We start from the raw sequence: 18,264 nt of genomic DNA, 5'->3' as shown, positions 1-18,264 counted from the left end.
GGAATAATGTGCCCGTTTACATTAATAATGTAAGACCGATGTGACAAATAGAAGGTGTCATTTAATTTTTGATACAAAACTTTAATACTCTCATTCGTTTCATACAATTTATTCTTCCCATGAATTATGCACTTTTTCCCTTGCTTCTCAATAAAATAAATATCTTCCATTGGAATGTAATAATTTGAACCACTACTTTTTATTTTTAATTTTGATCTGAAACTTTTCGATTTTAATTGCTGTTTATGTTGGATTATTTCTATTGCCTTTTCTAAAGCAGCAAAAAATCTGTCCATATTAAAAGGTTTAACAATATAGTCAATAGCAGCAACGTTAAAGGCTTCAACAGCAAAGTCGTCAAAGCCGGTTACAAATATAAAATTAACATTGGAATCAAATTTCCTGCACTTCTTAATAACTTCTATTCCATTAAGCTTGGGCATTTTAATATCTGTAATGACTAAATCAGGCCTACATTTAATGACTTGGTTTATTAATTCCTCTCCATCAGTACACGTTGCCACAATTCTGAATTTTTGGTGTCGTTTTAATATTGTCTCAATTATTTCTAAAGAATCTCGATTATCATCTGCAAGTACCGTTTTAATAAGAGGCAAAGTATACACCCCTTTCAAAAAATAAATGTAGTTTACAAAAGTTGATTTAGATAATTTCCATAGCATTCACTTTGCTATTCTCATTCCTGTATTGATTACATATAGTCCAAAAAAGGTATTCTTACCTCAATAGTAGTACCTTTATTTTCTTCGCTCTCAACAAAAATAGACCCGTTATATTGCCAAATAATCCGATAACAGACCATTAAGCCTATCCCTGTCCCCTTTTCTTTAAGATTGAAAAAAGGCTCTCCTAATTTAGCAAGACGCTCTTTGCTCATCCCAATACCAGTATCGGTAATTTTTATTAATAAATTCGTATCTTCTTTTCTAACAAAAATAGAAACGATCCCCTCGTTTAAAGTTGCTTCAATACTATTAGTGATCAAATTTTTAAAGACTATACTCATTTGCGTCTCATCACATAGAATATTGGGTAATTCTAATTCAAAATCGGTATTGATATGAACGCGATTAGAATTGATCTTATGCTTTACTTGTTCAAGTATATCTTCTACTAATAGTGTCATATTAACTAGTTTTTGTTCATTAGGTTGTGGCCTTGCAATGATTAATAGAGCTTTAAGATACTCTTCAATGTCATTAAATGATGAATAAATAAGGTTAAAATAATCCTTATTATGAACTCCTTGCTCTAGTAGTTGCACAAACCCGAAAATTGAAGTTAGTGGATTCCTAATTTCATGAACAATGCCAGCAGCTAATTCGCCTACGATTTCAAGCTTTTCTAACTTTTTCACATCTTTTAAAGGCCTATTATGAAGCGATGCTCGATTACTCATATTTCCCACTCCTTTAAATTGGTTTGTAAACGTATTATATTTATAGTAAAACATTTATTGCTCTATGTGAAACTATTAAAAATAATAATATATTTTTTTATACATATTTATCAAATTAGTTTAGTTTCTTAAAATAAGTATAAACTTCATATGATGTTAAGTTCAAATCATATCAGAACCAAAATAGTACATTTCATAACCTTTTTTGTTTTTTGTAAAATTACTACAATAATTTATTGATAGGGTACCGACATGATCGTATTTTTGTCCGATATACCATTAAATGAGCACCAAATGGAGGTTATTAACCCTACTTGGAGAAAAGACGAATTGAAAAAATAACCAATTAGTTATATCATTAATGTAAGTATTTTCTAAATATTTGGAATTCGGATATTCTACTCCAATATTCTTCCTTCAAGCTTCTGTTCAGCTTCAGTTTATTAAAAGTAACTACGAGGTGATCTAATGAATGAAATACTGCAAGTTTTGGACAAATTAACTTTGTCACAAACTCCCTTTGAAGATTGCTTCCAGTGCCTAGATAGTAAAGTAATTAAAAAAAAATACTCTCGTGGGGAGGTCATAATTTCAGAATTTGAAGAAGGCCGTGGAGTTTTCTTCATTCATTCAGGATTAGTTAAGCTTACTAAGTTGGATAAAAACGGAAAAGAGTTAATTGTTAGTCTTAAAACAAGAGGAGATATCATTGCCGAATCAGGTTTATTTAATAAACGTGAATACCTCTACACAAATACCGCCACGATGATCCACGAAGGTGAAATATTATATATAAACACAAGTCTTTTTGAAGCGGAATTAAAAGCTTGTCCTCTTCTAATCGAAAAAGTCATTCAGAATATGGGCGAACAGATTGAAGAGTTTTCAACTAGATTATTCGAGAGGGCTTATTTGGATATTTATTCAAATCTTCTTATTACAATAGAAAAATTATCAAAAAAATTTGGAAGAAGATTAAATAATAAAATATACATTGACCTACCTATCTCAGTCTATGATCTATCATTATTAGTCGGTGCCACTAGAGAAAGTACAAGCAGAGCCTTATCAAAGTTAAAAAGTACCCATCTTATTGAACTAAAGGAAAAAAGGATTATTATTTTAGATTGGAACAAATTCAGCTCACTTCTTTAAAATAGGAATACCGCGCTTGTCTCCTTTTGTACAAGCGCGGTGTTGGATAATAAACACTCTTATAAAATTGTACTATGCTTCAAAAATAACTACCAACAAACTTCCCTATCACACAGATTACTAGAATCAATGCTAAATGGAGATAAGCCATTATGAACAGTCCTTCGAATTCTTCCTTTTCCACTAATACTACTCCCCCTAAAGCTTCTTCACTTTAGTATATTGGGACAAGTGTTATATTATGATAGAAAATTTCAGTCATGTTGCATTACGCGCCTCATAAATAGTACTTGTACTAGATTCCATAAAAATAAAATTGATTCACACATACGTCTCCGTTCGAAACACTATACATACTGAAAATTCAATAAGATGGAGACTATTTTGGATTACCTTTTAGCAATAGTTGTTCGTTTTATTACGGTCACATTAATCTTACTATCTGTTCCTTTTTTGAAAACGATGTATTTTAAGCTTTCCTTACAAAAGAAAATGACTGTCGCTGTTATTCTTTCATTCCTATTTGGAAGGTTGAAAAAATGAAAATGATAAGTCAATTAGCCGCAAGCATTTCCCATGAAGTACGAAATCCTTTAACTACTTCTAGAGGGCTGCTTCAACTTATGAATGAAACGGAATTTAAAAATCATGAAGGAACCTGCTTTGCGATCATATTTCCTTTAATTAAACAAAATATATAAAATATTATAAATTTTATATATATATATTCAAACCTTTATGGTATATTTTCCCTATATAATCACTTCATTCAATCCTTTTTAAAAATGGAAAGTGGGAATTATTATGGAAACAAATGTGCCAACATATAATGGATATGAAAAATTAGCTCAATTTCTCAAAAACAATGAAAGTACAGTATTAGATTTATGGGAAAAAAGCATAGTGGTAAGTACTGATGAAGATGATAAGGAACTGATAAGAAAAAATGGCTTTTTAATATATCAATTAATCATTGATTCTATTTTAGATGATTATTCAGATGACGATATCAAATCCTTAGCTCACAAAGTTGCTCAAGAACGTGCTGATGCTAACATAAATATAGGGGACTTCGTTTACAATGTGAATCTTGGAAGGAGTCTCATAGTAAAACATATAATCAAATCTGGAATCTTATTAGATGAGTTACAGCCCATCATTGACTTAGTAAATAGGCAGTTTGATAGATTCTGCTACTACGCTGTATCAAAGTACACTGAACTAAAAGATATGAAATTAAAAGAGATAAACCTGTTTATTTCGCAGAGCCATAAGGATAGATTGTCGATCCTCGGACAAATGTCTTCTAGTTTCGTCCATGAGTTTCGCAATCCACTTACCTCTGTCATGGGATTTGTCAAACTACTAAAGGCCGAACATCCGAACATGCCTTATTTAGATATTATTAGCAAGGAACTTGAACAACTGAAGTTTAGAATTACACAGTTTCTTCACACGTCAAAGATGAACACCGTCATCGAAAGTAGGATTGAAACAATTACTATTAACGATATACTAGAAGATGTTGTTCATTTCTTGTACCCAAGTATTGTTGATAGTAATATCGAGGTAACCACTAATATGAATTTAGATGTAACGGTCAATGGCGATCGAAATGAATTGAAGCAGGTTTTTCTAAATCTATTAATAAATGCAGTTGATGCTTTAAGCGAAGAAAAAGAGAAGAAGAGAAAAATTAACATCATAGCAGCAGCAGATCTTGATAATATTTCTGTTAGTATTTCAAACAACGGTGCACCTTTAAGTGCAGATGAAATTAAGTTAATTTTCGAGCCATTTTATAGCACAAAGAATTTAGGCACAGGAATAGGATTATATGTTTGTAAAAAAATAATCGAAAGCCATCATGGTACAATAAATTGCATCTCAACAGATGATTTGACTACGTTTCAAGTTATGTTGCCCATAAATTTCGCATCATAATAGTGGTTTCATGTAAAATAACCCCTAGTTCAAGTGCTAAGGGTTATTTTTTGTGTATAAAAAGTCTAGTCATCGTAATGATCGTCATCATCGAGATCGTCATAGTCATCTTCAATTTCAGCATTTAAGGCAGTAAAGCCTGAATCTAATGTAATACTAACTGGCATGCCGATCACGCTTCCACGATATCCATCTTTATCAAGATAGAAGAACTTTCCTTTCGGAAATTCCTTTTTAACATTATCAACCATTACCGTTATTTTCTTGTTATCAAGGCTTGAAAGCGTCCCATATGTTTCAATCGTTCTTTCAGTTTCAATTCTATAAACCTCCGAATCAAAAATTTTCACTTCCGCCAAAACACCTTTTTTCAATTTTATATATCGCTCTGAAATGATTGCATCGGAAGCGATGCTAAAAGTTTTTTCACCGTGAATTGGATGGAGAATCGTAATATTTTTTCCATCATAGGCTCTTACTTTCCCCTCCATTTCAACATAATGTCTTGGTGACTGTACGAATAAGCGTTGCTCGATATCATTGGCACTTTCTGAAACGAATGAGGTTTGGGCAGCCTCTACTTGATCTCCTTCAAAGCCATTTATAGTTGTTACTCCTGCACATCCTAATCCAAATGCAACAACGGAATATGTGATAATTTTTCTCCATTCTTTCTTCATTCTTAATCCCTCCATTCCTCCAAGTAAGTAGCTTCTAGTTGTACTATAACCGTTATTTTTAAGGATACCTTCTGAAAAGATTAAGAAATTGATAAGAATTTGATAAAAGTTTTAGGATTGTGCCTTAAACGCTAAAGTGATAATCGTTCCTTTTTCAGGTTCACTTTGAATGGATATCTGCCCTTCCATTTTTTCAACAAGTGTATGCGCAATAGATAGCCCAATCCCCACTCCACCAGCACTTCGTTGTCTCGCTTTATCAACCCGATAAAATCGACCAAATACATGGGGAAGGTCTTCTTTGGGAATTCCAACACCATAGTCAATGACTTGAAGTGTGGTTTTGTTTTTGTCCTTATCGATTTTAATTTCCACCTTGTCTTCGCTGTACTTTAAAGCATTATCAGTCAATATCGTCAGCACTTGAATTAGGGCTTGTTCATTTGCAAAAACAGAAATAGAATCTTCTTCGACCAAAAGATGGATCGGACGGTTCGTAAGACCTTTCAATCGGTTAATCGCTTTTTTACCAATATCTACTGCATTTAGATCAGATAAAGGCAGTGTCATTTGTTCTTCGTACCTTGCCAGTTCTAACAGTTGCTTAATCATTGCTTTTAAACCAAGTGCTTCTTGATGAATGGCATCAATACTTTCTTTTAACACTTCCTCATTCTCACGTCCCCATCTTTTCAAAAGAGAAGCGTAACTTTCAATGATGGTTAATGGCGTTCGTAATTCATGAGAAGCATTCGAGACAAATTGTTCCTGTTTTTCGAACTGCTCCTCTAGTTGTTCAATCATCGCATTAAAAGTTTGGGCAACTTGGTTCATTTCTTTTGAATTTTTATCATTAATAGAAATCCTTTTGAAGTTCCTGCTTATTCGAATATCCTCCATCGTTTTGATAAACTGTGCAAGTGGACGTAAAAACAGAGAGGATGCCAGGAAACTCAATAAGATCGAAATAACAAGAAGGATCCCTGAAACCGTAAGAAGTACATACAATAGATCTTGAATATCCTCCCGCTCGTCTTCAAAATCTGAAATGACTTGGATGGACGCAGTAACATCCCCTGCGGCTAAGATTGGCCTAACAAATACGATAACATCATCTCCATCATAACTATCATAGGTATACTCCGCTTGCGGTGAAAAAGAAGTCGGTATTTTGCTATAATCACTTTCATTTGTATACTCAAATTTGATCTCATTCGTAGGTGCAATGATACGAACAAGGCTGTCCTCCGGGAGCAATTTTTGAATAACTGCTTCATCAGCGTCTGATTTAGGAATACCCTGATTTTCAATCGTACTTGCAATATACTCTAAGCTGTTTTCCTTTTTATCTTTAATCATTTCAACAAATAACAGATACACAGCTAGATTACCGACAAGTAGAATAATAATAGTCCAAGTAAAAATAAGAATATGGAGTTTTGCTTTTAATGTCATCGGTTATTCTCCTTGATCGTAAAACCGACCCCGCGGATTGTATGAATTAATGGCTCATGAAAAGGTGCATCAATTTTTTTCCGCAAATAGCCAATATATACATCGACAACATTCGTATCTCCTAGATAATCAAAGCCCCAAACCTTTTCTAAAATTTGCTCGCGACTCAAAACATGGTGATGATTCTCTAATAAAAAAGTCAGCAAATCAAATTCCTTTTTTGTCAGCTCCACTTTTTCACCACCACGGATAACCTCCCGAGTAAGGAGATTAACTTTTAAATCAGCTAAAACGAACTCATCCTCATTTTTCTGTTTGTGTTGAAGCTGCTGTTTTGTTCGGATCATTACTCGAATGCGTGCTAACAGCTCTTCCATATCAAAAGGCTTTGTCATGTAATCATTTGCTCCATGATCGAGTCCATTTATTTTATCCATTACAGAATCACGAGCAGATAGTAAAATAATGGAGGTTAGCTGGTCAGACTTTCGAATCCGTCGCAATACTTCAATCCCGTTTAATTCCGGTATCATAATATCAAGGATAATTACATCCCATGACTCTTTCAGGGCATACTCTAATCCTGCACGTCCATTAGCCGCAATTGTCGTCTCATATCCTTCATGCTTAAGTTCAAGCTCCAGTATTCTTGCAATTTTATCTTCATCTTCGATAATTAATATTTTATGTTTCATTCTTTTCCCTGTTATGTTCTATTATTCAGCAAAGCCGAACGCATTCTTACCCTTAATTTTTATTTTGTACATAGCCGTGTCCGCTTTATTTATGAGCGCCGTAGGCTCCTCTCCATCTTTTGGGTACGTGCTAATTCCTATACTTACTGAAAGTTTTATTGGTTTTTCATCTATTATGAATGGATCTTGAAATACCTTTATAAACTTACTAGCTACTATCGAAGCATCTTTTTCATCTTTTAATTGAATTAATACAGCCGTAAATTCATCTCCGCCCAGTCGTGCAAGCGTGTCGATACTCCGGATGCATCCCCGTAAACGCCGGGCTGCTTCCCTTAGTACCATATCGCCTACTTTATGGCCATATGTATCATTGATCTCCTTGAATCCATCAAGGTCTAGAAACATAATCCCCAGTTTATCACGGTTTCTGTGGGCATAATTGATTGCCCATGCAAGCCGATCATTGAAATAAAGGCGATTGGGTAAACCCGTAAGAGAATCATGCATAGCACGATGTCTACTAATCTTTTCAGTAGTCTGAATTTCTTTTAGCTCAACTTCCATTTCCTTTATTAAATTTTTCAACTTATAAACTCGGTTATAAGTTGTCGTCATATCACTGATTTGTATAAGGGCATACGTAAGATCTTCCTTATACAGTGGTTCTATGTGCAGGTTCTGCTTAATAGTGTTCTCATCAGTCACATCTTGTGGAAGGAAAAATGCTTTATGCAATGTACTTGAACAAAATCTACTTTGGCCATGAAAAAGTACATTTTGTAGTATCTCTGAATATACTTTCATTCGGAATCGCGGACAAATCTCTGTTAAACTTTTCCCAATCACCTCTTCAGCCTTGAAGCCAGTTAACCGCTCTACCCATTGATTCCAAAGGAGAATATTTAAATTCTTGTCTATGATGACCATTCCAACATTTACTTTATCTAAGGATTGGAAAACTAGACTATCCATGGATTTCCTCCAGTAATTCATCTATTTTTTTCAGCAAGCTAGATATTGAATCCATACTTAATGCAATCACGATTGCGCCTTTTATATTCGTCTCGGCAAGTGAAAAAGAAGTTTGTAAAATAAGGACGTGAACCTCATTTTGAAGGAATGTTGTTTTATCCCCCTTGGCTATTGAAACAAGCTCAATATCTGGCAACGCATACTCAAGTCTCAATCCTAGGAAATTACCAAATTCGCCAATTATCGCATTAAGAATCACATTGCTGATCTCTTTTAATACATCTAAATCAGTATCCATCAAGCTTTTAGCATCCGTATCTAAATCTGAAGTTATCTCCCCGAGGCATGTATTTACTAAGATTTTAGCTTGGTCTATCGGGAACATCAAGATTGCTTTTCCACGAAATTCATGACCGAACTTTAATGAGGATGTGATCAGGTGCCCTTCACTCATAAAGATATTAAATCTATGATCTTCAGGATTAACTTCAGTTGTAGAGACCAATTCAACTTTTGGAATCGCTAGATCAATTTTTTGTTGAACCATTTCTGATAACATACTTGCTGCCTGCCCAACATATACATTCACAAGTTCAGTTAATAAATCCCGCTGAAGTTCATTCAACATTAAGTTAGACCCCCTTGATAAGATTGATGAGCAAATCTGCTTTTTCACCTGTTACAGGTTTATTTATGAATCCTAAAATTCCAAGCTCCTCAATTTCATCTCTAGTTGCTTTTTGAACATCTGCGGAAATAACAATCACTTTCGTTTCCTTATCTATTTCTCTAATCTTTTTCAACAAATCCTGACCACTTAAATTAGGCATCAACAGATCTGTCGTTATCAAATCCGGCTTATACTCTTGGTACAGATTGAAGCCACTTTCCCCATCATTTGCTGTCAGTACTTCACAATTTGGAATATTTTCAAGGATGACTTTTTTTATAACATTTCTTACAAACATTGAATCTTCAACAATTAATATTTTCATAGACTCTTCCCCCAATTTATTTTGGAATACAAAAAAACCGACTTGATTTCAAGCCGGTTGCACTACTTGCTCTGAATCACCCAAGTGCCCAAATATAGGAGATTCTTCATAGCATCTTTTCATATTATTTAATAAAATTTACCTAAATTTTACCTTTGCAGATGCTAAATTTCAATAGTTTTTATAATGGTGTTATAATATTTTGATTTGAAAGATTATTGTAATTTTGATAAATTGCGCTGAATTTGAGCAAAGTGTTTGCTCGCATGTTCCACAATTAAATGGTCCACTATAAAGGAAATCGGCTTTGTGCCGAAGTTTGGATTGCGGCTTGGTGATTCAACTGCTAATGTTGCTTCGTCAAGCTCAGCTAGTTTTTCTGATACAAATGGCTTGATTTCTTTTAGTTTTGCTAGTACATCAGAAACAGTACGAGTTTCAGCTGCATCTACGGCAGCAAGACGTCCTGCATGGGTAAAGTGTCTTCCCCATTCTGTTCCTGGAGCGGCCATAATATTTTCAATTTCCTCAATCCAATAGGGAAGGGCTTCTTCAACATGACAAATGATTTGCATAATAGACCATTCTTCCGGAACCGGATGTTTGCGGATGATTTCTTCTGATAAACCTTCTACAGTTTCAATGATTTGATCAAGAGACTTCTCTACAGATTGAATGGATTCTTGGATTGTCATTAGTTTTTCACCTCAACAGCTGCTTTTTGAACTTTATTTTCAAGCACACCGACTCCATCAATACTAATACTTACAACGTCCCCATCCTTTAAGAATGACGGTGGATCCATCGCCACGCCGACACCACCTGGAGTACCAGTCAAGATCACATCTCCTGGTTCAAGTGTCATTAGATTAGATAAAAACTCTACTAAATATTGCACAGAGAATACTAGATTAGCAGTGTTTGTATGCTGTCTTTCTTCTCCATTTACAGTTAAAACTACTTCTAAACCAGATGGATTTGTTAATTCATCCGTTGTAACAAGCCATGGTCCCATTGGTGCCGCTCCATCAACTGATTTACCTTGCAACCATTGGATTGTCCGGCGTTGAATATCCCTATAAGTAACATCATTAACAATTGTATATCCTGCTACATAATCAAGTGCTTCCTCTTGAGAAACGTTTCTTGCTCTTTTTCCAATAACAAAAGCAAATTCTGCCTCATAGTCCAATTGTTCAGAGATTGGGAAGAATGGAATATCGTCTTCTGGACCAATGACAGTGTTAGAAAACTTTGCAAACACAACTGGGAATTCAGGAATTTGACGTCCCATTTCTAAAATATGCTCACGATAGTTATGACCAACACAGATCATTTTGCCCGGCTCTGGAACCGGAGCGCCAACTTTGACATCCTTTTTTGCAAATACAAGTGTACGTCCTTTATATTCCTTGTTTTCTAGTGCAAAATGAATGGCCTCGTTTGCATATTGCATGCTTTCTTTGCCGCCTTGTAAAAATCCAGTCATATCATTTGGAACATAAGCTTCTGCAATTTGTTTAGCGCGAATTTTTCCTTGCGAATCTTGTAATGCTTCATAAGCTGCGTTTAAATCTACAACGTTTTCATTTGTTACAGCTCCAATTCTAGTAGATCCTGCAACTGTAAATGTAATTAATTTCATATCAATTTCCTCCCTTTTTAATTCGGCTAATATTTCACTATAGATAACAATGTTCACTATATTGATAATTTATACTACCTCTAAGATAAGTTAATTCACGGATTATTGTCAATAATTATATTTATCTATATATTAAGTTTTAAAAGTTTTCAATTTATATATGTGTACACGAAAAAAAGAACAAAAAAAAGAAGCTATCACTGCTCCTTTTTCATGACTACAGCACTTCCTTCAAGTACCAGTTCGTCCCGATCATTATAGACATTTGTTTCTATAGTTAATATTTTTTTATCTTGGCGCTTATCTATTACCTTTCCCACTACCCTAATTGTGTCCCCAATACGTACTGGCGCTGTAAACCTGCAATTTTGAGATAAATAAATCACGTTTTTACCAGGTAAAATTGTGCCAAGTAACGTAGAAATAAAGCCTACTGTTAAGACCCCATGAGCAATTCTTCCTTTGAACATTGTCTTCGATGCATAGTCCTCATCAAGATGAATCGGATTTACATCTCCAGTTAATGCTGCAAAGTCAAAGAGATCCTCATTGGTTACTCTTCGCGTGAAAGAAGCGGCATCTCCAATCTCTATTTCTGCGAATAGGCGCTCTTTCACATTTTTTGATTTTTCAATTAATTCTAGTTCTTTTTTTTAGCCTGACTCTTCTCTGCTGTCTTTGTTGTTTGTTCTTCAATCGCACTAACGAATTTATTTTGAGATTCTTTAATTTGTGCCATGAATTTTTCAATTTTCTCAGTTGTTTCCATATGCAGTTTATTTTGATTTTCTAGAGTCTGTTTTACAGCTTCATACATTCTCTCATGAGATTGTTCAGTCAATGTTAACAATGCTTTAGACGGAGTTGATGTTAATTGTTGAATTTGATTAACGATGCCCATCATTTTCTCATTCCAAGTATCAAATAGCTGAACAAATTCATCATTTTTGCCATATACATTGTTTTCTTTAAATAACTTTACTGCTTCATTTAATGAATTTTTAATTTCTTCTTCTACTTGTTTTTGGTTTGTAGCGATTGAAGATAGCATATCTTGTTGTTGTTTCAGGGCATCTAAAGAGAACTCTCCAATTTTTTCTTGAGTTCGATAGACTTGTTGAACTCCATTTTCCCAATTCACCCACATTGTATCAATAATCTTTTTCGTTTGATCCACCGTTGTAAACATTAAAACATCTCCTTTAAAATAAATTAATTTTTTTATGTGGCTGCAAAACTGCAGTATCACTTTTCATCAGGGTCTTCTTTTTTCCCCTTTGGAACGAGAGGCATGAACATATTGGAATACATCGTAAAAAAACTATCCAACATCGTTTGATATTGCCCCAAAGATTCGGCCCATAAATCTAGATATTCAAGGCCAACATCGGTTATCGAATAGATTCGTTTAGCAGGTCCACTGCTTGTTGTATCCCACTCGGATTTCACTAAATTATCCTTCTCTAACTGTCTTAGTAATCGATAGACATTCCCTTGATCAATAGAAGAAAAGCCCAGCTGGGTTAACTGTTGAATCAGTTTGTATCCATGTAGGCCAAATCCCCCCCGCAAACTTAACAATAAAAACGGCACCATTAAATTTTTGGGTGAGCCCCCTATCCCTTTTTCCATGCTATTTTTTTGATTTGTGTTATCTGCCATATTCATCACCTGTTTTTGACTATATGTGTAATTTACACCTATATGTTCCAATTGTCAACTTTTACTATTTGCGGTTTTACCTTCCTTCTACCCTACTTTTGCGGTTTTTGTCTTTTTTTGATAACGTTTTCCTTTCCTTGACACATCAGCGTTTTAGGGAAGAACGAATTTCCCGTTCGACATTACTATGCAAATTTTCTGCGGAGAATGTAGAAATTTTTGGAATTATTTAAATTGTTTCAGACAAAAATCATGTTTAAACTACATGTGGGAGTTAAATAAGGAAGGGAGTGTAAAACATGTCTAACCAAAAAACATATGATCCATTTGCAATGTGGCAGGATTATTATAAAAACGTCCAAAATTATTGGGGACCCGCCATTAATGAAAAGGTTGGAACTGAAGAGTTTTCTGAATGGATGGGTAAGGTTTTAGAAGGAAACTTGCTGTTTAGAAATATGACTGATAAAAACACAAAGCAATTCCTAGAACAAATGAACCTGCCTACTCGTGAGGATTTATCCAGTCTTTCTTCTCTTATAATCAATTTAGATAAAAAAATAGATGATATGGAAGAGCAATTGGAAGAAAATCTTGAAAAACAGATCACACCAGATGATTTAAAAAAGGACATGGTTACATTAAAGAAAGAAGTAAAAGAAATCGGCAGCAAATTGGATGAGGTTCTAAATTTTCTTAAAGAGGATCTAAAAAGTAACGAGGAACCGAAAACTAAAGAAGATCCAAAAGCTGTAAAAGCAAACGCAAAATAATGGTGAATTAAAAACTTACATAAATTGGGGGAGGACTTAACTATGATTAATTTAAATGGTAAAGTTGCAATCGTTACTGGGGGCGCTGTTGGAATTGGAGCTGCTATTTCAAAAGAATTAGCAAGCAATGGGGTAAAAGTAGTATTAAATTATAATAGCAGCAGCAAGGCAGCTGAAGATCTTGTAGCACAAATTCAAGCAAACGGCGGGGAAGCTTATGCTGTTCAAGCGGATGTTTCTGTTTCTGAAGAAGCTACTAAACTAGTAAATGCCGCAGTTGAAAAATATGGACGTCTAGATATCTTGGTTAATAATGCAGGTATCACTAGAGACAGTTCATTTAAAAAGCTTTCAGAAGAAAATTGGAGAAAAGTGATTGATGTTAACTTAAATAGTTCATATAACACTATTTCGCCTGCATTGCCACATCTGTCTGAATCTGACGCTGGTAGAATCATCAATATTTCCTCTGTAATTGGCCAAACAGGTGCTTTTGGTCAAACAAACTATTCAGCAGCTAAGGCTGGTTTGATTGGATTTACAAAATCTCTTGCACTTGAATTAGCTAAAACAAATGTAACTGTAAATGCGATTTGCCCTGGATTTATTGAAACAAGTATGGTTCTAGAAATTCCTGAGGAAATTCGCGGACAAATCGTGGCTAAAATTCCTCAAAAGCGTTTTGGTCATCCGGAAGAAATTGCAAGAGGCGTATTATTCCTATGTAAAGATGGAGCATATATCACCGGTCAACAGTTGAATATTAACGGCGGACTTGCAATGTAATAAGAAAAGCGGAAGCGCCTTGCTCATCGCCGTACAAACTGGAGGGGCTTCGACTGAGATAAAGGAAACTTGAATTGCGCTAGCAATTCTTAGTTGACTTATCGTAGGGAGGAGTCCTGAAGTTTGCTAGGCGATAGGCGCTGGAGCTAGACAGTGAAATGATCTTCCAAGAAGGGTGTGTACAGATTGATCTTAGAAAAACAATTAGAAGAAATGATAGATGTAATGCCTGATGAGGCAAAACAATCCTATCGCCGGTTTAAAAGAACGATGGAAGTATTAACGAAAGATCCAGAACCGGAAGTAGGTTTAACACCAAAAGAAGTCATTTGGACAAGAAACAAAACAAAATTATATCGCTATATTTCAGATAAACCTAAAAAACATAGTACTCCTCTTCTAATGGTTTATGCACTAATCAATAAGCCTTATATCCTTGATATCACAAAAGGGTCCAGTCTTGTTGAGTACCTTCTTGACCAAGGTTTTGATGTGTATATGCTTGATTGGGGTACGCCCGGCTACGAAGATCGTAATATGAAGCTTGATGACTTTATATTAGATTATATTCCTAGAGCCGTTAAGAAGGTTTTACGTACTTCAAAAGCAAATTCTGTTTCTATGCTAGGATATTGTATGGGCGGAACAATGACATCGATCTTTGCTTCCCTTCATCCTGAATTACCTATTAAGAATCTAGTATTTATGACAAGTCCATTTGATTTCGAAGACACAGGTTTATATGGTAGTTTCCTAGATGACCGTTTCTTTGATGTTGATAAAGTAGTAGAAACATTAGGAAATGTTCCCCCTGAAATGATTGATTTTGGCAATAAAATGCTAGATCCACTTTCGAATTTCATTGGTCCATATGTTACATTATATGACCGCTCAGAAAATCCGAAATTCGTAGAAAGCTGGAGATTAATGCAAAAATGGTTGCAGGATGGAATTCCATTCCCTGGTGAGGCTTATCGTCAGTGGATTCGTGAATTTTATCAGCAAAATAAATTAATTAAAGATGAACTTGTTATCCGTGGACGTAAAGTTAACTTAAGTGCAATTAAGGCAAACGTACTTAATATTTCTGGTGAGCGCGATCTTATTGCTATGCCACATCAAGTCGAAGCTTTAATGAATAAAATTTCAAGTAAAGACAAGAAATACGTATGTGTGCCAACAGGCCATGTATCTGTAACATTTGGTCCAAAAGCAGTTTCACTAACTTTCCCTACGATTGGCGACTGGTTAGCTGAGCGTTCGAATTAAATTTAAGTAGTTAGTAAAAAACTGTCTGCGATGTGCAGGCAGTTTTTTGTTTGGTTTAGATGGGACAGAGGGTCGGGAACTCCGACCCAGTGAAAAGTTTATAGTTCTGACTCTAATCTATTTAACAAATCAATAACATTGTTAGAAACCCTTTCTAATTGTACAAAAGCTTGCTCGACACCAACCATATCACCTTTTCCATAATACTCCACTTCAACTTTGGCATAATGGTGGACTTCCTTATGAGGCTCCTCCAATCGTTTAAATGTGTCCCTAGATTTCACTTGTGTAGGCAAATCCCCATAATACCACTTTCCTAACCTACAATGTTCGTGGGACTGTCCGTTTATATTCTCCTGTGTTTCTAATCCTAACATCATATTATAAACTTTCCATTTCCAAAGTAGATGATCTGTTTTTGCAACTCTTACAATATCCTTTAAAAAAGTCGGTTGCACTACTCGCTCAAAAATACCCAAGTGCCCAAATATAGGTAGTTTTTCATAGCATCTTTGTCATTAGTTTATTTAGTATTTCAAAATTCCTGATTCTAAATTCCTATTCTATTATTATCGCGAAATTCTGTTTAAAATCAATAGATTCTACAAAATATGTAATAATAATACTTTCAAAAAGAAAAAAAGAGGTTTCCCTCCGTTATCTTATTGAACAAGCGGCTCTCTTTATTTATTCGAAATGGATCAAATCTTAAATTTTGCAACCAATTCTTGTAATTCTTGTGCTAGTTTGCTTAATGATTCACTTGAGTTACTGATTTCCTCCATTGAGGCTAATTGCTCTTCGGAGGCAGCCGCAACGCCTTGTGATTGTTCAGATGCATCTTTCGCAATTTGGGCTAATTGCTCTACAGAAGCTGTCACTTGTTCTGTGTTGGCTGAAATTTGTTCTGATGCAGCAGATACCTCTTGGATTTGAGTATTAACTTGCTGAACAGCATTCAACACTTGTTGGAAAGCTGTACCTGTCTCTTGGATAACATTCTTTCCTATATCTACCTCATTAATGTTTTGCATCATCTCGTTATTAGCTATTTCAGTATCTTTTTGAATTTCCTGTATTAACTGTACAATCTGGGAAGCTGAATCACGTGATTGGTCTGCTAATTTCCGCACTTCATCGGCTACCACTGTGAAGCCTCTACCATGTTCTCCAGCCCTTGCTGCTTCAATGGCAGCATTTAAAGCTAATAAATTTGTTTGCTCAGAAATATCCGTAATTACACCAATAATATTTCCAATTTCCTTTGAACGCTCTGTTAAATTTTTAATAGCAGCTGTCGTGTTTTGTGTTCCCTCTTCAATTGATTCCATTTGATGGATTGCAGCTTGCAGGGATTGATATCCTTGTTCTGATAAAACTGTTGCTTCCTGTGCAGAACCCCTAACTGTTGTAGAGGACTCAGCAATTCTTTGGATTCCCAGTGATACTTCTTCCATTGCAATGGCACTTTGTTTTGAACTTGATACTTGGGTTTCTGATCCACCGGCCACTTCCTGGATTGCGGATGCAATTTGTTCTGTAGCTTCTGTTGCTTGTTCACTTGTTGCTTGTAGTTCTTCAGATGAGGCTGCCACTTGTTCAGAACTACTATTAATCTGTTGTATTACTTGCCTAAGATTAAAAGTCATATTGTTAAAAGCATGGGCCAACTCGCCAATTTCATCTTTATTTTTAATTTGAATTTCCTCTTGCGTTAAGTCGCCATCTGCTATTTTATCTGCAGCAATCGCAATCTTTCTTACCGGATTTGAAATGATTCGACTAATATAAAAAGCAATTCCGGCACCAAGAAGAAGAGCAATAATGCTTAATATAACTAGGACAAATTGTATCCCTTTCACTATTTCCAACGTTTGATTTCTAGCATTATTTAGTTCATTTGTTTCATTAATAATCATTTCTTCAGCCTTATTACTAATACTTTGCATGATAAGTGGGGCTTCTTTTGAAATATCATCCATGTATTTAAGATTGTTAGCCTTTTTTAAAAAAATTGTTTTTTGAGCTAATTCAATGTATTGCATTGAGTACTGATCAATTTCATCTAGCAGCTTCTTTCCTTTTTCTGTATTTAATAATGATTTTAATTGTGTACTTAACTTATTATATCGAGCCAAAGATTCCTCATAAGCAGCTAATGATTCGTCATTCCCAATGATTAAGTACGCTAGATTAGCAATTTCAATATCCTTTGTTACTTCTAACATCCCACGGACAAGGTTAATTTTTTCAACACGGTCGTTTAACACGTTTTCATATGTATTTTTTGTTTCTGCAATTTGGTAATAAGAAAACCCCGCCATTACTAGTAAAAGAACTAAAACAGCACTAAAGCCTAGATACATTTTTCTTGCGACTGTTAATTTCATTTTTAATGTCCATCTCCTAATATTACTTTTTTCAATTTTTTTTGGTTATATGTCGGTAAAATAACGCCAACAGTTGTTCCTTGGTTTTAAAGACTATTTATTTCCTTTTGAAGATCTGACTCCAGGACTTCATCTGTATGCCTCATTTTCCACCCACCTAAATTGAAATCTATATTCAAAACAAAAAACCATATCCCAAAAATAAAGGGGACATGGTTTCGCCTTAAATAAATTTGGTAACTGGCTGACATTCCTTAATGGATAAGTCCCTATAGCTTTGCGTCACTACATTTCTGTAGTTTTGCCTTTATCATATTAATATTAAATACGACTTGCTAAATAATAATAACTTTTTTAAACATTATATACTAATTAAATACTATAATCCATACCTATATAGTATAAAATGTATAGGTCTTT

General features: G+C 34.7%; 22 protein-coding genes and 3 riboswitches. Of the genes, 7 read left to right on the top strand and 15 right to left on the bottom strand.

What is annotated here, in order from left to right; translation table 11 throughout:
- Together P9E47_RS01420 and P9E47_RS01415 are read right to left on the bottom strand one after the other, a co-directional pair.
- The coding region (locus P9E47_RS01420; protein WP_326162350.1) for a LytR/AlgR family response regulator transcription factor at positions 1 to 617 on the bottom strand (617 nt) is incomplete at its 3' end.
- Positions 618 to 712: 95 nt separating this feature from the next.
- Entirely contained in the window at positions 713 to 1,420 is a 708-nt protein-coding gene (locus P9E47_RS01415; RefSeq protein WP_003330847.1) for an ATP-binding protein, read from the bottom strand.
- Positions 1,421 to 1,888: 468 nt separating this feature from the next.
- Here P9E47_RS01415 and P9E47_RS01410 point away from each other — a divergent pair, with 468 nt between their 5' ends.
- From P9E47_RS01410 to P9E47_RS01395, 4 genes are all read left to right on the top strand, one after another.
- Positions 1,889 to 2,575, top strand: coding sequence for a Crp/Fnr family transcriptional regulator (locus P9E47_RS01410; protein WP_326162348.1), 687 nt, complete (start codon positions 1,889 to 1,891; stop codon positions 2,573 to 2,575).
- 384 nt (positions 2,576 to 2,959) lie between these two features.
- Complete coding sequence (locus tag P9E47_RS01405; protein WP_157382089.1) at positions 2,960 to 3,118, top strand: hypothetical protein; 159 nt, start codon at positions 2,960 to 2,962, stop codon at positions 3,116 to 3,118.
- A complete protein-coding gene (locus P9E47_RS01400) occupies positions 3,115 to 3,276 on the top strand; it encodes a histidine kinase dimerization/phospho-acceptor domain-containing protein (protein ID WP_326162347.1) in 162 nt (53 codons plus the stop codon). Before P9E47_RS01405 ends, P9E47_RS01400 begins: the two co-directional genes overlap by 4 nt.
- A 103-nt stretch (positions 3,277 to 3,379) precedes the next feature.
- The gene (locus P9E47_RS01395) at positions 3,380 to 4,519 is read left to right on the top strand and encodes a histidine kinase N-terminal domain-containing protein (protein ID WP_326162346.1); all 1,140 of its coding nucleotides are present in this window, start codon (positions 3,380 to 3,382) and stop codon (positions 4,517 to 4,519) included.
- 65 nt (positions 4,520 to 4,584) lie between these two features.
- Here P9E47_RS01395 and P9E47_RS01390 read toward each other — a convergent pair whose 3' ends face one another.
- From P9E47_RS01390 to phaQ, 11 genes are all read right to left on the bottom strand, one after another.
- On the bottom strand, positions 4,585 to 5,199 hold the full coding sequence (locus P9E47_RS01390) for a hypothetical protein (protein ID WP_326162345.1): 615 nt from the start codon (positions 5,197 to 5,199) through the stop codon (positions 4,585 to 4,587).
- A 111-nt stretch (positions 5,200 to 5,310) separates the two neighbouring features.
- On the bottom strand, positions 5,311 to 6,654 hold the full coding sequence (locus tag P9E47_RS01385) for a sensor histidine kinase (RefSeq protein WP_326162343.1): 1,344 nt from the start codon (positions 6,652 to 6,654) through the stop codon (positions 5,311 to 5,313).
- Positions 6,651 to 7,349 (bottom strand): response regulator transcription factor, encoded by a 699-nt coding sequence (locus P9E47_RS01380; protein WP_326162341.1) that lies wholly within the window; start codon positions 7,347 to 7,349, stop codon positions 6,651 to 6,653. Before P9E47_RS01380 ends, P9E47_RS01385 begins: the two co-directional genes overlap by 4 nt.
- A 21-nt stretch (positions 7,350 to 7,370) precedes the next feature.
- Positions 7,371 to 8,324, bottom strand: coding sequence for a GGDEF domain-containing protein (locus P9E47_RS01375; RefSeq protein ID WP_326162339.1), 954 nt, complete (start codon positions 8,322 to 8,324; stop codon positions 7,371 to 7,373).
- The gene (locus P9E47_RS01370; RefSeq protein ID WP_003330839.1) at positions 8,317 to 8,952 is read right to left on the bottom strand and encodes a chemotaxis protein CheC; all 636 of its coding nucleotides are present in this window, start codon (positions 8,950 to 8,952) and stop codon (positions 8,317 to 8,319) included. Before P9E47_RS01370 ends, P9E47_RS01375 begins: the two co-directional genes overlap by 8 nt.
- A gap of 4 nt (positions 8,953 to 8,956) precedes the next feature.
- The gene (locus tag P9E47_RS01365; RefSeq protein ID WP_326162337.1) at positions 8,957 to 9,319 is read right to left on the bottom strand and encodes a response regulator transcription factor; all 363 of its coding nucleotides are present in this window, start codon (positions 9,317 to 9,319) and stop codon (positions 8,957 to 8,959) included.
- A 44-nt stretch (positions 9,320 to 9,363) separates the two neighbouring features.
- Positions 9,364 to 9,445: riboswitch (cyclic di-GMP riboswitch) on the bottom strand.
- Positions 9,446 to 9,534: 89 nt separating this feature from the next.
- A complete protein-coding gene (locus P9E47_RS01360; RefSeq protein ID WP_326162335.1) occupies positions 9,535 to 10,014 on the bottom strand; it encodes a DinB family protein in 480 nt (159 codons plus the stop codon).
- The gene (locus tag P9E47_RS01355) at positions 10,014 to 10,964 is read right to left on the bottom strand and encodes a fumarylacetoacetate hydrolase family protein (protein WP_326162334.1); all 951 of its coding nucleotides are present in this window, start codon (positions 10,962 to 10,964) and stop codon (positions 10,014 to 10,016) included. Before P9E47_RS01355 ends, P9E47_RS01360 begins: the two co-directional genes overlap by 1 nt.
- Before the next feature lie 197 nt (positions 10,965 to 11,161).
- Positions 11,162 to 11,599, bottom strand: coding sequence for a MaoC family dehydratase (locus P9E47_RS01350; RefSeq protein ID WP_039957174.1), 438 nt, complete (start codon positions 11,597 to 11,599; stop codon positions 11,162 to 11,164).
- 5 nt (positions 11,600 to 11,604) lie between these two features.
- Complete coding sequence (locus tag P9E47_RS01345; protein WP_003330834.1) at positions 11,605 to 12,153, bottom strand: polyhydroxyalkanoic acid inclusion protein PhaP; 549 nt, start codon at positions 12,151 to 12,153, stop codon at positions 11,605 to 11,607.
- A gap of 56 nt (positions 12,154 to 12,209) precedes the next feature.
- Positions 12,210 to 12,626: a poly-beta-hydroxybutyrate-responsive repressor gene (phaQ, locus tag P9E47_RS01340; RefSeq protein WP_003330832.1), complete on the bottom strand. Its 417-nt coding sequence runs from the start codon at positions 12,624 to 12,626 to the stop codon at positions 12,210 to 12,212.
- 299 nt (positions 12,627 to 12,925) lie between these two features.
- On the opposite strand from phaQ, the gene P9E47_RS01335 reads away from it, so the two are divergent.
- The 3 genes from P9E47_RS01335 to phaC all read left to right on the top strand — a co-directional run bounded on the left by P9E47_RS01335 (position 12,926) and on the right by phaC (position 15,454).
- On the top strand, positions 12,926 to 13,399 hold the full coding sequence (locus P9E47_RS01335; RefSeq protein WP_326162332.1) for a hypothetical protein: 474 nt from the start codon (positions 12,926 to 12,928) through the stop codon (positions 13,397 to 13,399).
- A 42-nt stretch (positions 13,400 to 13,441) separates the two neighbouring features.
- Complete coding sequence (locus tag P9E47_RS01330) at positions 13,442 to 14,185, top strand: 3-oxoacyl-ACP reductase (RefSeq protein ID WP_003330830.1); 744 nt, start codon at positions 13,442 to 13,444, stop codon at positions 14,183 to 14,185.
- A gap of 213 nt (positions 14,186 to 14,398) precedes the next feature.
- Positions 14,399 to 15,454, top strand: coding sequence for a class III poly(R)-hydroxyalkanoic acid synthase subunit PhaC (phaC, locus tag P9E47_RS01325; protein WP_039957212.1), 1,056 nt, complete (start codon positions 14,399 to 14,401; stop codon positions 15,452 to 15,454).
- A 98-nt stretch (positions 15,455 to 15,552) separates the two neighbouring features.
- Here phaC and P9E47_RS01320 read toward each other — a convergent pair whose 3' ends face one another.
- The gene (locus tag P9E47_RS01320; RefSeq protein WP_326162331.1) at positions 15,553 to 15,912 is read right to left on the bottom strand and encodes a CZB domain-containing protein; all 360 of its coding nucleotides are present in this window, start codon (positions 15,910 to 15,912) and stop codon (positions 15,553 to 15,555) included.
- A riboswitch (cyclic di-GMP riboswitch) is annotated at positions 15,892 to 15,975 on the bottom strand. It overlaps the preceding gene by 21 nt.
- 180 nt (positions 15,976 to 16,155) lie before the next feature.
- Positions 16,156 to 17,844, bottom strand: coding sequence for a methyl-accepting chemotaxis protein (locus P9E47_RS01315; RefSeq protein WP_326162330.1), 1,689 nt, complete (start codon positions 17,842 to 17,844; stop codon positions 16,156 to 16,158).
- 232 nt (positions 17,845 to 18,076) lie between these two features.
- Positions 18,077 to 18,160, bottom strand: a riboswitch (cyclic di-GMP riboswitch).
- Positions 18,161 to 18,264 lie beyond the last annotated feature (104 nt).

Origin of the sequence: Schinkia azotoformans (assembly GCF_035811335.1) — a bacterium.
In the GTDB taxonomy this organism is placed as follows: Bacteria; Bacillota; Bacilli; order Bacillales; family Bacillaceae_J; genus Schinkia; species Schinkia azotoformans.
The sequence above is the reverse complement of the archived record's forward strand: the minus strand, read 5'-3'. Positions and strand labels throughout refer to the sequence as shown.

Bases quoted from the DNA above. Each gene is read 5' to 3' on its own strand.
- P9E47_RS01415 (WP_003330847.1), bottom strand. From the start codon at position 1,420: ATGAGTAATCGAGCATCGCTTCATAATAGGCCTTTAAAAGATGTGAAA.
- P9E47_RS01410 (WP_326162348.1), top strand. From the start codon at position 1,889: ATGAATGAAATACTGCAAGTTTTGGACAAATTAACTTTGTCACAAACT.
- P9E47_RS01400 (WP_326162347.1), top strand. From the start codon at position 3,115: ATGAAAATGATAAGTCAATTAGCCGCAAGCATTTCCCATGAAGTACGA.
- P9E47_RS01395 (WP_326162346.1), top strand. From the start codon at position 3,380: ATGGAAACAAATGTGCCAACATATAATGGATATGAAAAATTAGCTCAA.
- P9E47_RS01390 (WP_326162345.1), bottom strand. From the start codon at position 5,199: ATGAAGAAAGAATGGAGAAAAATTATCACATATTCCGTTGTTGCATTT.
- P9E47_RS01385 (WP_326162343.1), bottom strand. From the start codon at position 6,654: ATGACATTAAAAGCAAAACTCCATATTCTTATTTTTACTTGGACTATT.
- P9E47_RS01380 (WP_326162341.1), bottom strand. From the start codon at position 7,349: ATGAAACATAAAATATTAATTATCGAAGATGAAGATAAAATTGCAAGA.
- P9E47_RS01375 (WP_326162339.1), bottom strand. From the start codon at position 8,324: ATGGATAGTCTAGTTTTCCAATCCTTAGATAAAGTAAATGTTGGAATG.
- P9E47_RS01370 (WP_003330839.1), bottom strand. From the start codon at position 8,952: ATGTTGAATGAACTTCAGCGGGATTTATTAACTGAACTTGTGAATGTA.
- P9E47_RS01365 (WP_326162337.1), bottom strand. From the start codon at position 9,319: ATGAAAATATTAATTGTTGAAGATTCAATGTTTGTAAGAAATGTTATA.
- P9E47_RS01360 (WP_326162335.1), bottom strand. From the start codon at position 10,014: ATGACAATCCAAGAATCCATTCAATCTGTAGAGAAGTCTCTTGATCAA.
- P9E47_RS01355 (WP_326162334.1), bottom strand. From the start codon at position 10,964: ATGAAATTAATTACATTTACAGTTGCAGGATCTACTAGAATTGGAGCT.
- P9E47_RS01345 (WP_003330834.1), bottom strand. From the start codon at position 12,153: ATGTTTACAACGGTGGATCAAACGAAAAAGATTATTGATACAATGTGG.
- phaQ (WP_003330832.1), bottom strand. From the start codon at position 12,626: ATGGCAGATAACACAAATCAAAAAAATAGCATGGAAAAAGGGATAGGG.
- P9E47_RS01335 (WP_326162332.1), top strand. From the start codon at position 12,926: ATGTCTAACCAAAAAACATATGATCCATTTGCAATGTGGCAGGATTAT.
- P9E47_RS01330 (WP_003330830.1), top strand. From the start codon at position 13,442: ATGATTAATTTAAATGGTAAAGTTGCAATCGTTACTGGGGGCGCTGTT.
- phaC (WP_039957212.1), top strand. From the start codon at position 14,399: ATGATAGATGTAATGCCTGATGAGGCAAAACAATCCTATCGCCGGTTT.
- P9E47_RS01315 (WP_326162330.1), bottom strand. From the start codon at position 17,844: ATGAAATTAACAGTCGCAAGAAAAATGTATCTAGGCTTTAGTGCTGTT.